The sequence below is a fragment of the Rufibacter aurantiacus genome, from assembly GCF_017916345.1.
Taxonomy (GTDB): domain Bacteria; phylum Bacteroidota; class Bacteroidia; order Cytophagales; family Hymenobacteraceae; genus Nibribacter; species Nibribacter roseolus.
Window position 1 is genome coordinate 386,639 of the sequence record NZ_JAFMSV010000002.1, and the last position, 15,442, is coordinate 402,080.

Here is a 15,442-nt window from a genome sequence, read left to right on the forward strand (position 1 = left end):
TAGCCTTGGCTGCAGGCAGTTTCCCGTTTGTAGCCTGTTTTCCGGAAACCGGCCTTGAAACGGTTATCCTTCCTGCTCCTGGAAGCGGATGCCGTACTGCTCCAGTTCCTCCAGAATGGGTTCGTAAAGATCAGCTTGCAGGGGCACCACCACTCCTTTGGTCTGAAGTTTGCCTTGCAGCAAAAGCTTTACCGCGATGCCCACTGGCAGCCCCACCGTTTTGGCCATAGCGGTGTGTACCTCATCATCCCCAAGCACTACCAGGGAGGAAGTCAGTTTCTTGCGCTGGCCGCTTAGTTCGTACTCAAACTGGTGTAGCATCACAATCATGTCTTTGTCGCCGGGGCTCAGCTTCCATTTCTCTGTCAGCAGTTTCTCCAGGGCCTGGGCTGGGGTGGCATGCTCCAACCCAATAGGAACCTCGTCAAACAAACCGGTCCACTCCACCAGGCGCAGTTCCTCCGCCTCCGGGGAAAGGCCTACATAGGCCGCTACGCGCTCCTTCAGGGATTTTTCCTGGGCGGCTTCGGGCAGGCAACTTTCCACTAACTGGCGATACGTCATATGAGCGGAATCTTCCAGGGAATAGGAATCATCGGTGAGGCCCAGTTGTACCAGCACCTGCCAGGCCTGGCAATAACCCGGCCGCCGAAGCGTGCCCCGTAGCATAGTAGGGATTTGCTGCAAACCATAGGGCTCACGGTAACTCAAAGAGTCGCGGTTGGCATAGCCGTCAAAGGAGCCGTAGCCGTCTACCGTGAAGGTCTGGGTGCGCCGGAAAAGCTGCGGGTACGGGATGTATTTGTAGGTGCCGTTCTCTATGTATTTGGCCGTTCCCTGCCCCGCCAGGATCACGTTGCGCGGGTTCCAGGTGAATTTGTAGTGCCAGGGATTATTGTCTGATTCCGGGGCCATAAGACCGCCCGTAAAGGATTTGAACGAGGTGATGTTCCCTCCTTCCGCCTGGATCTGGTGAATGATACGCATCGCCGACATATGATCTATGCCCGGGTCCAGACCGCATTCCATGAGAAAGGTCAGTCCTTTAGCTTGGGCCTCCTCGTGTAGCGCTTTGATCTGCGGCGGTACGTACGAGGCGGTGACCAGGTGCTTGCCCAAGGTTAAACACGTTTCCGCAACTAAAGGATGAAACAGGGCCGGCAGCATGGAGATGACCACATCGGCGGCGCCGATCTCTGCCTCCCGCTGCGCCTCGTCCTGCACGTTAAAGGGAAACGCTCTTGTTTGGGGGTATTCCTGCAAAATAGGCCCTAAATGGCTTATGGAAACATCGCCAATAGAGACCTGCCAGCCGAAGGCTTGGGCGTTGGACAACAGGTACTGGATGAGTACGGTAGCGGAGCGGCCAGCGCCCAGGAGCAGGATCTTATTCATAGTGCGGTGCAGGATGCAGGCCTTAAAATGGGCATTTTCTCCGTCACAGGCAACCACTTCTTGGTTTTTCGGGCCAACTTATTAACTTTGACTCCCGTACGTGCTCGTGCGGAAACCGCACCCTATGATAGAACAAGTACAACTCAACATTACCTATGAGGTAGTGTCTTCACTTGAAGAATTAACCCCTCAGGAACGGAAGGTCCTTCTCCTCGCCCAAAAAGCCACCGACAACGCTTACGCCCCCTATTCCAACTATTTGGTAGGAGCCGCTTTGCTTCTTTCAGACGGAAGTCTGCACCAGGGCACGAACCAGGAAAACGCCGCCTACCCCTCGGGTCTCTGCGCCGAGCGCACCCTGTTGTTTGGCGTTGGCTCCAATTACCCGGATAAAACCATTGAGATGATGGCTGTGACGGTTCGGCGGCGGAATGAGTCCCATTTCCTGAAAGCCTGCTCCTGCGGCGCCTGCCGCCAGGTCATGGCCGAGTACCAGAACCGCCAGAATGCGCCCATCCGCCTCATCATGCAAGGTGAGGACGGCAAAGTCATCCGCCTGAAATCGGTGGAGGATCTCTTGCCCTTCATGTTCACGAAAGATCAACTGTAAGTTGGCGGCCCTTCACCGGACCATTGAAGTTCCCCGCACGGCGCACCTGCAACAACTGGGCACCCTGTCTCCTGAGACCAAACATCTCTGGATCGTGCTGCACGGCTACGGACAACTGGCGCGCTACTTCATCAGGCATTTTGAGGCCCTAATTGACGAGCAGACCGTAGTGATTGCCCCGGAAGGACTTTCCCGGTTTTACCTGGAGGGCTTCTCGGGCCGTGTGGGTGCCACCTGGATGACGAAAGAGGAACGCCTGCACGAGATCACGGATTATGTAACCTACCTGAACTTGGTGCGCGAAATGGCGCTGCGCGAAGCTCCGGAGGCCGAACTGCACGTGCTGGGTTTCTCGCAGGGCGCCGCCACGGTCTGCCGCTGGCTGAGCCAGGCGCAATGGCCCATCAGTCAACTGGTGCTCTGGGCCGGCGTTTTTCCCGAGGACATGGAACTGGCTTCCGGTAGCCATCCCCTAAAAGAAACGGACCTCACCTATGTGTACGGCCTGCAGGATCATTTCGTAGCTGAAGACAAGGTTCAGAACCAACTCAAACGGGTTCGGGAGGCAGGGCTGCACCCAGACATCATCACCTTTGAAGGCAAGCATGAACTTAACCAGGAGGTGCTCCTGGCCTTGAAAAACCGGAGGAAAGAGTAAGCATTTCCGCTGCTCTGTTTAGAAGCCGTTTTTTAAAAAACAGCCTTAATACCATTCTACTTTACCTCTCCCAGATGCCTGGCACCACAATCTCCAGCAGGTGCTGGTCGGGGTCCCGGAAGTAGCAGGACTTGCGGTCGTGGGGCCAGGTCTGCTCGTGCTCAATGGTGATGTTTGCTCCCTGCAGCTTCTCTTTCCAGGCAACATATTCCGCAGCCTCGCACTCAAAGGCCAGGTGCAGTTGTCCCTCGCCAAAATGCGGCGGCAGGTCTTTGCTGCCCCGCGTCTTCTGGGCATTGAAACATAGCAGCACCGAACTCCCCACCCTGAAAAACACATGCCGCCCGGGCACTTGCCCGATGACGGGTAAGTCCAAAACCTCGGTGTAAAAAGCGGTGGTGCGATCCAGATCCTGGACGTAGAGGCAGGTCTCTTTTATCTGGGTGAATTTCATGGGCAGCGGCGTTTCTCCTGCAACGGATTTACCCCGAAGATAGATACCCGTTTAGGGCCTGCTTTGCAGAAAACAGCCCTAAAACAATAAGGCCCACTGGTTACAGAACCGGTGGGCCTCGTCTTATCTTTGTAGGAAATCTATTGCTTATTGATGATGGTAGCCGAAGCCTGGGCGGCGGGTAGAATCATTACCTCGGCTAAGTTCACATGTCTGGGACGCGTTACCATGAACAGAATCAGGTCGGCCAGATCTTCGGCAGTAAGGGCTTCATATCCTTTGTAGACGCTGGCTGCCCGTTCTTTGTCGCCTTTGAAGCGCACCTCAGAGAACTCGGTTTCCACGGCACCGGGATTCACCTCAGACACCTTCACACCTTCGTGCACCAGGTCAATGCGCATGGCTTTGGATAGAGCATCTACCGCGAATTTACTCGCGCAGTACACGTTTCCGTTGGCGTATACTTCTTTTCCGGCAATAGACCCGATGTTGATGATATGCCCTGATTTCCGCTCCACCATGACTGGCAGCACCTCTTTGGTTACGTACAGCAAACCTTTCACGTTGATGTCCAGCATGGCATCCCAATCGTCCAGGTCGCCGTTCTGGAACGAGGCCAGTCCGTGCGCGTTGCCTGCGTTGTTGATGAGCACGTCAATGGTGCGCCACTCGGCAGGCAGACTTGAAATGGCGGCGCTTACGGCTTCCCTGTCGCGCACATCAAACGCCAGCGGGTAGATATTCTCAGGGCCAAACTGCTGCACCAGTTCCTGCAGCCTTTCGGTGCGGCGACCCGTGGCGATTATTTTAAAACCATGCTGCGCCAGGGAAATAGCGGTGGCGCGGCCAATACCCGAAGAGGCTCCGGTCACCAATGCAATCTTCTGCGTCATAAGAGACTTATTCAAAATTGAGGTAAAGCGTAATGGTATTGGTGTTCAGCTGCTGGATGCTGTTGTTGAACACCGTGGGGAAAGGCTGGTGGATGTTGGAAATGCCCCGCGAATATCTGATCTCCGGCGCGAACTTGAAGAACGGATAGAACATATCCAGCCCCACGCCATACTCAATGGCTACGTCAAAGCTCTTCACCTGCAGCACCTCGGGGTTGCCCTTCTTCTGGCCGCCCACCACCAAAGACGGTTTCACCCCCCCAATGAAATACATCTGGGTGTTTCTGCGTCGCTTGGCCTCATACTTCACCAGCAGCGGAAGCTCGCCGGCAAACGTGTTGATCTGCTGCGTGATGTTTCCGCCCTGGGTGTTTTCATCGGCGGGCACGTTCTTGTATTCAATGGCCCGGCTGTGATAGCCCACGCCCGGTTGCGCGCGCAGCACGAAATCCTGGTTCAGGCGGTAAGAAGTGATGAAGTTCACGTTGAACCCGATCCCAGTCTTGTCATTCACCGAGTAGTCGTTTCCGGCCTTGATCTGGTCTACGTAGTACTGCGAATGCTCCAGTTGGTACCAGGATCCGTTCACGCCCAAAGAGAAACCCCAGCGCAGTCTTTTGAACTCATAACCAGGCAGGTTCTCGCCCTGGAGTTTTCCCTGCGCCATGGCTTTCTGGCCGAAGCCAAGCAGAGCGAGCAGTAAGAATAAGACTATTTTGTGCCGGTGTAAATGGAGCTGATGCCGAAGGTAAGTGAATGCCATTTTGTGTTTTTAAAGCCGATTCTCTGGAAAATAGACAGGAAATCATTGCCGTCTGGGAACGCCTGCACAGATTTTGGCAGGTAGGTGTAAGCGGCATTGTCTTTCGAGATCAGTTTTCCGAAAACGGGTAAAATATGTTTGAAGTAAAAATTATATCCTTGTTTCATGGGGAACGCCTGCGGCTTGGAGAACTCTAGGATCACCGCCATGCCGCCGGGTTTCAGTACGCGAAACATCTCAGCCAAGCCTTTCTCCAGGTTCTCAAAGTTGCGCACCCCAAAGGCCACCGTGATGGCGTCAAAGTGGTTATCCGGGAACTGGATGTTCTCAGAGTCGCCTAACTGCAGTTGCACCAGGTGGCTCAGGCCACGCTTGCTTATCTTCTCCCGGCCTACCTGCAGCATGCCCTCAGAGATATCAATCCCCACGATCTGCTTGGGTTTAAGCCGCAGGGTCTCCAGCGCGAAATCCCCGGTGCCGGTGGCAATGTCCAATACATTCTGAGGCTTTAGCGGCTCCAGCAGTTTTACCGCCCGTTTGCGCCAGTAAATGTCTACTCCTGCGCTAAGGAAATGGTTAAGGAAATCATAGCGTTTGGCAATGCTGTTGAACATCTGGGCCACCTGCTTTTTCTTACCATCTTCCTGGTCTTTGTACGGAACTACTGACATGTACTAATTTAGTTTAGGAGCGGCAAAGCTACTACCCATTAACTACATTTCCTGCATTATGTTGTAAAGTGGCCTCCCATAAATAACAAGAGCCCCGGCCATTTGACCGGGGCTCTGTTTCTAAGCTATTTTCTCAAAAGGAACGCTAATGCGGGATCTCTTATTGTTCCAGGTTTTTGATCACGTTGAATTCTGTGCGACGGTTCAACTGCATGTTCTCAGGAGAGGTGTTCGGCGCAGCCGGACGACGCTCACCGTAAGAAACAGTGATCATGCGGTTGCTAGGAATACCTTGTTGTAACAGGTAGTTGTAAGCAGCCATGGCGCGGTTCTCACCCAAAGTCACGTTGTAGTCGTCTGAGGCACGGGAGTCAGTGTGGCCGTCAATAGACAGACGCAGGGTTGGGTTGGCTTTCATTACCCGCACAATGTTGTCCAGCTCAGAGATAGACTCAGGACGCAGGTTGTATTTGTCAGTGTCATAGTAGATACGCTTGAAGGCGTAAGCACCGGCACCAACACCGCTGGTGTCTTCAAACGCGATGTAGAAATCTTTCTCAAACGTGGTGGTATCGCTCAGAGACATTGGTACTTCATATTGCTCAGTAGCGATGGTTTTGCCGTCTTTTGACAAAGTCACCTGGTAAGGGCGGGCAGAAAGCACAGACACCTGGTAAGTTCCTGAGTCTGGCTTGGTCACATCGCGGGCCTCAACTGGCGTGTTGTTAGCGGCTTTACCAGAGAACACCAGTTCTACCCCTGGGATGATAGTTGAGTCACGCAGGCTGTACACATGGCCACGTACATTGGCGTTGCGGATGTAGTTGATGGTGTAGATGTCTTTCTCGCCGTAACCACCCATGCGGTAAGAAGAAAGGTAGGCGTAAGAACCATCTGGGCTCAGGCGGTAGTAAGTATCATCATCTGGTGTGTTCACAGGATAACCCATGTTCACTGGTCTGTTCCAACGGCGGGCTACGGTGTCAAAGGACATGGTGAAGATATCGTATCCACCCATGGTAGAGTGTCCGCGTGAGCTGAAATACATGGTCAGACCATCTGGTGTGAAGTAAGGGCTATCCTCATCATAAGGTGTGTTCACACCGTTACCGAAGTTCTTAGGGGTACCCCACTCGCCGTTAGGCTGGCGCTTGGCGTAGTAGATGTCCAGGTCACCGTTCTGAGAGAACTGGCTTGTAGAGAAATAAAGGGTAGAGCCATCTCTGGAGATGAAGGCATCAGACTCAAAGCCTTTGGAGTTGATGTTCTTGTTCAGTTTCTGCGGCTGTCCCCAGTCACCACCGTCACGGCTGCTCATGAAAATATCACCACCTTCGTCCTGACGGTACATCAGCAATTTAGAGTCGTTGTCGAATAACTGGATAGAGGCATCGTGCCCGGTACCGTTCAAACGTCCGCTCAAAGATTTAGGGGTCTCCCACTGATCAACACCTAAACGACGGGTTTCAAAGATGTCCTCAAAGTACTCACCGTCCTCGGCTTCCTTACCGCCGGTTACCCCCGCGCTGCGGGAAGTGAACAGTAGGTAGTTGTCATCAGAAGAGATAACGGGGCTGTGCTCAGAGTAGGGGGTGTTCACGGTTGGCCCCAAGTTCTTCACGAAGATGTCCTTAGGGTTGGCCACCTCTTTCTTGGCGTTACGGGCATGTTGCAAAAGCAAAGCCGCCTGCTCTCTGCCTTCGTCATCGCGCTTGCCCAAGGTAGCCTGGTAGGCCTGGGCATTTTTGATGGCGTTGTCAAACTCATAGTTCACCAGGTCTACGCGGCCTAACCAATAAAGTACATCTTCGCCCACTTTGGGTTTCATCTTGTAAGCCTTGTAGACATACTCACTGGCTTTCTCTTTATCAAAAGCGATGTAGCTGATACCTGCCCGGTAAAGGGCCTTTGCATTATTTGGATCACGCTCCAACGCCCGCTCATAGAAAGGTAATGCTGCCCGGAAATTTGCCTGGTTAAAAAATTTATCTCCGCTCCTGATCAGCTTACGGGTACTCTGGGCCATGGCCGTGGAAGCCATGAGAAACAGTGTCAGAAAAAATAAAGATGTTCTAAACAACCGCTTGTCTAAGTGATTCATAGTGTAAAGGTTAAGGTATAGTATCTTCTAAATAAGGCGCAGAAAGTAAAATAGGATAAGAAAATCAGAGGGTTATTCTGGCTTCTTAAACGTTATTGTCAGCAATAAAGAGAACCACAATAATATTTAAAAATTTTAAGATAATTAATCTGCTTTTCTAAATTATTTTAAGGCTTTTATTAGTAAAGTGCCGCAATATAGAAAAACTATCTTATCTCATAATCATATCTATTACGCTTATTCGCCCTACGATACTTAGATTTGGGTTAAATGGTTACTATTTCTGCAAGATTCTGTAAGCAAAAACCGTCTGCCAATAGAATATGAAGGGGTTAGCGGTTTATTTGGTACCTTTGCGTTTTATCAATAAACGTAGGGAATAATTATGGTCATTAAAGATGCAAAGTTCATTACCAGCAACACCCGTGCTGATTTGTGTCCGCAGACAGACCTGCCGGAATATGCGTTTATTGGGCGGTCAAATGTGGGCAAGTCATCGCTCATCAACATGCTTACCAATCGGCTCAAATTAGCCAAGACTTCCTCTTTCCCGGGCAAGACCCAGTTGATCAACCACTTCCTCATCAATGACAACTGGTATCTGGTGGACTTACCGGGGTACGGCTGGGCCAAAGTGAGCAAAGATTCCAGGGAGGCCTGGCGCAAGATGATCCTGTATTACATGAAGAACCGGCCCAATTTGGCCTGCGTGTTCGTGCTCATAGATTCCCGCCTGCCCCCTCAGAAACCAGACCTTGAATTCATGGAGTTGCTGGGAACTATGGGCGTGCCTTTTGTGCTTATCTTCACGAAAACAGACAAACAGTCTGGCACGAAAACTGATATGAACATAGCGCTCTATATGAAGACGCTGAAGGAAACCTGGGAAGAGCTGCCTATGTACATGAAGAGTTCCTCCACCACCAAAGAGGGTCGGGAAGAGATTCTTCAGTTCATCAGTGACGTGAACCAGCGTTACCAGGAAGAGCGTAAGGCATAGGGGTCTGTAAAAGCATAAAACCTACTCATCATGAAATTAAAACACATTTTAGCAGGAGCCCTTCTGGCTTTTTTCTCCACGGGTGCTTTTGCCCAGACAACCAAACCCGCCGCTGCCCAGGTTGGTAAACTGCCCGTGGCCGAGCATTATGCCGGCGGACAAGACTCTTTAGTGGCGCAGTTGCAGCGCAGCATCCAGTACCCTGCCCTGGCCAAGCGTAACCGCATGCAGGGTCAGTGCATCATTGGTTTCACCCTCACTGAGGATGGGGCCATCACCAATGCCAAAATTCTTAAGGAGATTGGCGGCGGCACCGGCCAGGAAGCCCTGCGGGTGGTAAAGCTCCTCAAATTCAAAGCGCCGGGTTACAGCCAGCAATACAGCGTGCCCGTAAGCTTCAAATTATAATTAATTCAACATAACCAAACTATCCTATGCCATTTGACCTGAAAGAGATCGCTTCTATTTCCGGCATGCCAGGCCTTTACAAGATTGTAGCGCCTACTCGCAACGGAATTATTGTAGAAAGCCTCTCCGAAAAACCTGCCCGTAGCGTAGCGCAGGCCCGTAACCGCGTATCTATTCTGCAGGAAATCTCCATGTACACCAATGACGAGGAGCATACTGTTCCTCTGGCCGAGATCTTTGACAGAATCAGAAAACAGTACGGATCTGACATCCCGGTAACCTCCAAGTCCAGCACCCAGGAACTGTCTTCCTTCCTGGAATCAGTGCTACCGGACTATGACCAGGACCGCGTGTATGCCTCAGACATGAAGAAACTAGCCCAATGGTACCAGATCGTGAATCAGTTTGTTCCTTACACAGAAACTGCTGAAGAAACCGCCGCCCCGGCTCAGGAAGCTGAGGGAGATGCCTCTGCTTCTGCTGAATAATCTGTCCTGAACGGAATGAGCAATAAACACCGCGGCCCCTGCCAATTGGCAGGGGCCGCGGTGTTTATAAGGATGTTGGTGTTTGTTTAGAGCAGGAATTAGTTATCCATGAGCATGGAAGCCCTTACCGGTCTTTCCCGGGCCACCAGCAGGTTCTCCACCTCGTCTACCATTTCTTTGGACCCGATGTAGAAGGTGCAGCGCTGGTGCAGTTCAGAAGGCTGCAGTTCCAAGATGCGGTGCCGTCCGTCTGAGGCTTTGCCGCCGGCCTGCTCTACCAGAAACGCCAGTGCGTTGCACTCATACAACAGCCTTAATTTTCCGCCCGGCGATTTCAGGGTATTTGGGTACATGTAGATGCCGCCCTTTAGCAGGTTGCGGTGGAAATCTGCCACCAGGGAGCCAATGTAGCGGGCGGCGTAGTTACGCACACGGCAAAGCTCCACGTAATGCTTGATGCTCTCAGGGAAGTGGTTGAACCCGCCTTCGTTTACCGAGTAAATGTTGCCGTTCTGTGGCGTGGTGATGTTGGGATGCGAGAGGAAGAACTCGCCCAGGGAAGTCTCATAGGTAAAACCGTTCACACCACAGCCAGTAGTATACACCAGCATGGTGCTAGAACCATAGATCACGTAACCAGCAGCTACCTGCTCAGTACCTTTCTGGAAGAAATCTTCCATGGTGGCTTCCGTGCCTATTTCAGAAATACGGCGGTAAATAGAGAAGATAGTGCCTATGGACACGTTCACGTCTATGTTGGAAGAACCATCCAGCGGGTCAATGGCCACAATGTATTTACCCTTGTTATTGCCAGTATGGATCACATCTTCCTCTTCCTCAGAAATGATGGCACACACCTCGCCCCCGTTGCGTAAAGCGCGTATGAAGCGGATGTTGGCCACTACATCCAGCTTCTGCTGGTCCTCGCCCTGCACGTTCTGTTTACCGTAGGCACCTCCTATATCAGTCAGGCCCGCATGGTTAATGGCGCGGTTTACTATTTTTGCCGCCAGGGCAATGTCACGGAGCAGCTGAGATAATTCACCGGTGGCATACGGAAAATCTTCTTGTTTCCGCATGATGAACCTATCAAGGGTGGTGCCAACCGGCAGGGCCAGGTTTTCTTTCAGTGTCATAGGATAAGGTAGATAAGTGGAGGATTAGACAGAGAATAGCTTTGCTATTCTTTTACAAAAATAACAATTAAACCAATAAACAAAACTCGACATTTAACACTTTCTTAAAATAAGCAGAATTAAATGATAGTTTATAAATTTGGTGGAGCCTCCGTAAAGAATGCGGCCGCTTTCAGAAACGTACTTCATATCCTATCCCTGCTACCTACCCCGCAGAAAGTAGTGGTAGTGGTTTCTGCCATGGGAAAGACCACTAACGCCCTGGAGAAAGTCTTTAATTTGACTTACCAGGGGCATGATTACGCAGAGGCGCTGCAGGAAACCCGGCAATACCACCAGGAGATTGTGCAGGAACTCTTCCAGGATGCGAAACACCCGGTCTACAATGCCCTGCAACAACAATTCACTTATTTAGAGGAAACACTTAAAGCGGTTCAGCCCCATGACTTTGACCGCCAGTATGACCAGATCATCAGCGTGGGAGAACTGCTCTCCAGCCTGATTCTGCACCATTTTCTCTGCAGCCAAGGTTTCCAGAACCAATGGGTGGACTGCCGTGATTACCTGCGTACTGATGACACCTGGCGCGAGGGACGGCTGGACTGGGAATGGACCGAGCGGCAGATCCAGCAAGACCTTCCGGCGGTATTAGAGAAGCAGCCCATCATCACCCAAGGATTCATCGGCCGCACCCCCGATGGCGCCACCACCACCCTGGGCCGCGAGGGCTCGGATTTCAGCGCGGCCATTTTTGCGTACTGCCTGCAGGCGGCGGCACTCACCATCTGGAAAGACGTGCCCGGCTTGCTCAACGCTGATCCCAAGTTGTTCAGGGACACGGTGCGGTACGAAGAGATTGCCTACCAGGAGGCCATTGAAATGGCTTATTACGGAGCCTCGGTCATCCACCCCAAAACGGTACAGCCGCTGGCCCAGCGCTGCATTCCGCTGCACGTGAAATCCTTTCTGCACCCAGAGGCGCCCGGCACCGTTATCTGGAACTGCCAGCACGCCCGCATCGCGCCTTCTTTTATCCTGAAGCAGAACCAGTGCCTCCTTTCTTTCCACACGAAGGATTTCGGGTTCATCTCTGAGTCTCACCTCAGCTCTATTTTCCAGGGTTTGAGCAAACACCGGGTCAAGATCAACCTCATGCAGAACTCGGCCATTTCTTTTTCTACCTGCGTAGACGCCGATGATGCCCGCGTAGAGGCCCTCAAAGAAGAACTGGCCCAGGAATTCCTCATCCACTACAACCAACCGCTGCACCTGTACACCATCAAGAACTATGACCAGGCCAGCCTGGAGAAACTAACCCAAGGCAAAGAGATCCTGCTGGAGCAGCGCAGCCGCCTTACCTTTCAGTTCATCTGCCGCCCCACAGATAATTTCCCGCATTAAGATGATCTTTTAACCCTTGATCCTATCTAACATTCAACTTTTTCTCCGGGCTATTTAAAGGCTATTTTCCTGTAATTAGCTCTAAATCAACTTTGTATTTAGACGAAGCATTACCATACAGGTTTACAAAAGGTAACCACGCACACAGAATAGTTTACAGACTCATTTCCCATCTTTTTTGCAGGGTAAAAGGCTGAACCTTACCTTTGCGCCACAATTGCACAAGGGCTTCAAACAGAAACTCGGGGCAATTTTCAATCAGCATCTTTTAAATTAATTTATTTAACAATGGCAGTATTAGTAGGTAAAAAAGCACCGTCTTTTAAAGCTACAGCGGTAGTAGATTTAGAGTTTGAAGAGGATTTCTCACTTGACCAATACATTGGAAAGCAGCACGTTGTGTTCTACTTCTATCCAATGGACTTTACCTTTGTATGCCCTACAGAAATCATCGCGTTTCAGGACCGTTTAGAGGAATTCACCCGTAAAGGCGTGGCCGTTGTAGGTTGCTCTACAGACACGCACCAGTCGCACTGGGCTTGGTTGAACACCCCACGCGAAAGAGGCGGTATTGAAGGCGTTACTTACCCGCTGGTAGCCGATGCCACCAAAACCATCTCCTCTAACTTTGATGTTTTGGCCGGTCACTATGACTACAACGAGGAAGGCGAACTGATCTTCGTAGGCGAGCCAGTAGCTTACCGCGGTCTGTTCCTGATCGACAAGCAAGGTGTCGTGCGTCACCAAGTGGTGAATGACATGCCGCTGGGCCGTAGCATTGACGAGGCACTTAGAATGGTAGACGCTCTGCAGTACTTTGAGGAAAAAGGCGAAGTTTGCCCTGCAAACTGGGAAGAAGGCCAAGAAGGCATGCGAGCCACCCGCGAGGGAGTTGCCAACTACCTTACCACCAACGCATAATCCACTGATTAGCAACCCATCACAAAAAAAGCTCCCGCGACAAACGGGAGCTTTTTTATTGCGCTAACTGGCTAACAATCACCATGAATTGCGCTTTGAAAAGCGGCTTCCATTTAGGGGCTGATTTCGGAAAAACGGCCTAAAAACCAGCCAGCTTTATAGACAGATTTTCAGAAACTATCCTAAATGCAATTGCTTATTTTCCTGTTTATATTACCGCTGGCTGGAAATTACAGTGTATCTTTACTTTACAGGCTATTTCTTCAAAAGCAATTGGCTGTGGTTTCCCCTTTTCATACTTAATAAAAACCCGTTAAGTAATGTCTAAGATTCTTTATGATGTTGGTGTGCGGGCCTATGGGTTAGGAGTACGGTTGGCGGCGCCTTTTCTGCCCAAAGCGGCCCTGTGGGTAAACGGCCGGAAGGATATCTTTTCCGAGATAGAGCGCAAACTGCACCACAATACCGCGCCCGTTGCCTGGTTCCACTGCGCCAGCCTGGGCGAGTTTGAGCAAGGCCGGCCACTCATAGAAGCGTTTAAACAGCGCTTCCCAGATTATAAGATCGTGCTTACTTTCTTCTCCCCTTCGGGCTATGAAGTAAGAAAAAATTATGCCGGTGCCGATTTCATCTTCTATCTCCCCCTGGACACGCCGGACAACGCGCACCAGTTTGTTTCTCTGGTGAAGCCCACCCTGGCGGTATTTGTCAAATATGAGTTTTGGCACCATTACACCAAGGCGCTCCGGAAACGCCACATCCCGCTGTTCTCGGTATCGGCTATTTTCCGGCCTAACCAGATTTACTTCCAGAAGAAAGGCAGCTTCTACCGGCGCATCCTTGAGCGATTCACGCACATCTACACCCAGAACCAGGAATCGGCGCAACTGCTGGCCAGCATAGATTTCACCCGGGTAAGCACCGCCGGCGACACGCGCGTAGACCGGGTGCTGCAAACGGCCAAGAACGCTGCCCCTATCCCAATAGCCGAGGCCTTCAAAGACACCGCTCCTGTGATGGTGATTGGCAGCAGTTGGCCCCAGGATCTGGAGGTGCTCCTCCCCTTCATGCAGGAACAGTTGCCTGCCGTGAAGTTCATTCTGGCGCCCCACGAAATCAAAGACAAAGAATTAGGAGAGATTGAGGCGCAGTTCCCGGGCAAGGCCATCAGGTATTCCCAGGCCGATGTCTCCACGGTGGACACGTACCGCATTCTGCTCATTGACAACATTGGGATGCTCTCCAGCCTCTACCAGTACGCCGATTACGCCTACGTGGGCGGCGCGTTCGGGAAAGGCTTGCATAATACGTTAGAGCCGGCCGCTTTCGGGCCACCTATCTTCTTCGGGCCCAAATACGCCAAGTTCCAGGAGGCGAAGGATCTGGTAGATGCCGGCGTGGCTTTCTGCGTGAAATCTACCCAGGACCTGAGCAAGAAGTTTCTGGCGGTGCACGACAATCCGTTGGCCCTCCAAAAGATCAGCGCATCTACCCAGGCTTATCTGCAAAAACAGGCTGGCGCCACAGACCGTATCTTAACATCGTTGGAATATTGGTTACCTTCGCGCCAGGTATGATAGGCACAGTAGTAAAATCAACGGGGTCGTGGTATTTGGTTCGGGACCACGCAAGTGGGCAGCTGTTCAAATGCCGCCTGCGCGGAAAGTTCAAGAACAAAGGATTGAAGGTAAGCAACCCCATTGCCGTGGGCGATGAGGTGACGATGGAACCCGAGGGCGGCGACCAGCAGGGCGTGATCACCGAGATTGCGCCCCGTCGCAACTACATCATCCGGAAATCAACGCACAAGGCGCACCACGCGCACATTGTGGCCTCTAACCTGGACCAGGCATTTCTGGTGGTCACGCTGGTCTCGCCGCGTACCTCCTTCGGGTTTATTGACCGCTTTTTGGTGACCGCTGAGGCCTACGACATCCCCGCCACCCTGCTCTTCAACAAGCTGGATCTGTATGACCCTGAGGCCCTGGAGTACATGAACCAGGTGATGCAGCTCTACAGCCAGATTGGCTATCCATGCTATCCGCTCTCAGCGCATACCGGCCAGGGCTTGGCCCAGGTGCAGGAGTTGTTGGCAGATAAGGTCTCTCTTTTCACCGGCCACTCGGGCGTGGGCAAAAGCACCTTGGTGAACGCCCTGGTCCCCGATCTGGACATCAAGACCTCGGAAATCTCGGCGTTCTCAGACAAAGGTGTGCACACCACCACCTTTGCGGAGATGTTTGAGGTGGAGCCTGGCACTTACCTTATTGACACTCCTGGCATAAAGGAACTGGGCGTGGTGGAGATGAAGCGCGAGGAGATTGCCCACTACTTCCCCGAGATGCGCGAGCGCCTGAACAAATGCAAATACAATAACTGCGTCCACGTGAACGAGCCGGGCTGCGCCGTACAGGAAGCCGTAAAAAAAGGCAAAATCGCGATTCCTCGCTACGAAAGCTACCTGAGCCTGCTGCAGGACGAGGACTCACACCGGTAAAAGGGAGTTCTGAGTCCTGAGTCTTGAGTTCTGAGTCTGGTTTACC

The 15,442-nt window shown here is 51.9% G+C and carries 16 protein-coding genes; 9 read left to right on the plus strand and 7 right to left on the minus strand.

The window, feature by feature from the left end; genetic code table 11:
* Positions 1-63 precede the first annotated feature (63 nt).
* On the minus strand, positions 64-1,395 hold the full coding sequence (locus J3P34_RS07030; protein ID WP_210487418.1) for a saccharopine dehydrogenase family protein: 1,332 nt from the start codon (positions 1,393-1,395) through the stop codon (positions 64-66).
* A 124-nt stretch (positions 1,396-1,519) separates the two neighbouring features.
* On the opposite strand from J3P34_RS07030, the gene J3P34_RS07035 reads away from it, so the two are divergent.
* Both J3P34_RS07035 and J3P34_RS07040 read left to right on the plus strand, forming a co-directional pair.
* Complete coding sequence (locus tag J3P34_RS07035) at positions 1,520-2,005, plus strand: cytidine deaminase (RefSeq protein ID WP_210487420.1); 486 nt, start codon at positions 1,520-1,522, stop codon at positions 2,003-2,005.
* Position 2,006: 1 nt separating this feature from the next.
* Positions 2,007-2,663 carry an alpha/beta hydrolase gene (locus tag J3P34_RS07040; protein ID WP_210487422.1) on the plus strand — a complete coding sequence of 219 codons (657 nt, stop codon included), beginning with the start codon at positions 2,007-2,009 and terminating at the stop codon, positions 2,661-2,663.
* Positions 2,664-2,724: 61 nt separating this feature from the next.
* Here J3P34_RS07040 and J3P34_RS07045 read toward each other — a convergent pair whose 3' ends face one another.
* The 5 genes from J3P34_RS07045 to J3P34_RS07065 all read right to left on the minus strand — a co-directional run bounded on the left by J3P34_RS07045 (position 2,725) and on the right by J3P34_RS07065 (position 7,545).
* Positions 2,725-3,117, minus strand: a complete 393-nt coding sequence (locus J3P34_RS07045) for a VOC family protein (RefSeq protein WP_210487425.1) — start codon at positions 3,115-3,117, stop codon at positions 2,725-2,727.
* A 140-nt stretch (positions 3,118-3,257) separates the two neighbouring features.
* Positions 3,258-4,010: an SDR family NAD(P)-dependent oxidoreductase gene (locus J3P34_RS07050; RefSeq protein ID WP_210487427.1), complete on the minus strand. Its 753-nt coding sequence runs from the start codon at positions 4,008-4,010 to the stop codon at positions 3,258-3,260.
* A gap of 7 nt (positions 4,011-4,017) precedes the next feature.
* On the minus strand, positions 4,018-4,677 hold the full coding sequence (gene porT, locus J3P34_RS07055; RefSeq protein WP_210487429.1) for a type IX secretion/gliding motility protein PorT/SprT: 660 nt from the start codon (positions 4,675-4,677) through the stop codon (positions 4,018-4,020).
* Between the two features lie 44 nt (positions 4,678-4,721).
* Positions 4,722-5,444: a bifunctional demethylmenaquinone methyltransferase/2-methoxy-6-polyprenyl-1,4-benzoquinol methylase UbiE gene (gene ubiE, locus J3P34_RS07060; protein WP_210487431.1), complete on the minus strand. Its 723-nt coding sequence runs from the start codon at positions 5,442-5,444 to the stop codon at positions 4,722-4,724.
* A 160-nt stretch (positions 5,445-5,604) separates the two neighbouring features.
* Positions 5,605-7,545 (minus strand): OmpA family protein, encoded by a 1,941-nt coding sequence (locus tag J3P34_RS07065; RefSeq protein WP_210487433.1) that lies wholly within the window; start codon positions 7,543-7,545, stop codon positions 5,605-5,607.
* Between the two features lie 385 nt (positions 7,546-7,930).
* Here J3P34_RS07065 and yihA point away from each other — a divergent pair, with 385 nt between their 5' ends.
* Genes yihA through J3P34_RS07080 form a run of 3 tightly spaced genes read left to right on the plus strand, consistent with a single transcriptional unit; the run spans position 7,931 to position 9,441 of the window.
* The gene (gene yihA, locus J3P34_RS07070) at positions 7,931-8,545 is read left to right on the plus strand and encodes a ribosome biogenesis GTP-binding protein YihA/YsxC (RefSeq protein WP_210463758.1); all 615 of its coding nucleotides are present in this window, start codon (positions 7,931-7,933) and stop codon (positions 8,543-8,545) included.
* A gap of 30 nt (positions 8,546-8,575) precedes the next feature.
* Positions 8,576-8,953 carry an energy transducer TonB gene (locus J3P34_RS07075; protein WP_210487435.1) on the plus strand — a complete coding sequence of 126 codons (378 nt, stop codon included), beginning with the start codon at positions 8,576-8,578 and terminating at the stop codon, positions 8,951-8,953.
* Between the two features lie 26 nt (positions 8,954-8,979).
* Positions 8,980-9,441 (plus strand): DUF5606 family protein, encoded by a 462-nt coding sequence (locus J3P34_RS07080; RefSeq protein ID WP_210487437.1) that lies wholly within the window; start codon positions 8,980-8,982, stop codon positions 9,439-9,441.
* 98 nt (positions 9,442-9,539) lie between these two features.
* Here J3P34_RS07080 and fbp read toward each other — a convergent pair whose 3' ends face one another.
* On the minus strand, positions 9,540-10,577 hold the full coding sequence (gene fbp / locus J3P34_RS07085; protein WP_210463755.1) for a class 1 fructose-bisphosphatase: 1,038 nt from the start codon (positions 10,575-10,577) through the stop codon (positions 9,540-9,542).
* A gap of 123 nt (positions 10,578-10,700) precedes the next feature.
* On the opposite strand from fbp, the gene J3P34_RS07090 reads away from it, so the two are divergent.
* From J3P34_RS07090 to rsgA, 4 genes are all read left to right on the plus strand, one after another.
* Positions 10,701-11,978: an aspartate kinase gene (locus J3P34_RS07090; RefSeq protein WP_210487439.1), complete on the plus strand. Its 1,278-nt coding sequence runs from the start codon at positions 10,701-10,703 to the stop codon at positions 11,976-11,978.
* Between the two features lie 288 nt (positions 11,979-12,266).
* Complete coding sequence (locus J3P34_RS07095) at positions 12,267-12,899, plus strand: peroxiredoxin (RefSeq protein ID WP_210487441.1); 633 nt, start codon at positions 12,267-12,269, stop codon at positions 12,897-12,899.
* Positions 12,900-13,219: 320 nt separating this feature from the next.
* Entirely contained in the window at positions 13,220-14,476 is a 1,257-nt protein-coding gene (locus tag J3P34_RS07100) for a 3-deoxy-D-manno-octulosonic acid transferase (protein WP_210487444.1), read from the plus strand.
* Positions 14,473-15,396, plus strand: coding sequence for a ribosome small subunit-dependent GTPase A (gene rsgA, locus J3P34_RS07105; protein ID WP_210487446.1), 924 nt, complete (start codon positions 14,473-14,475; stop codon positions 15,394-15,396). Before J3P34_RS07100 ends, rsgA begins: the two co-directional genes overlap by 4 nt.
* Positions 15,397-15,442: the final 46 nt, after the last annotated feature.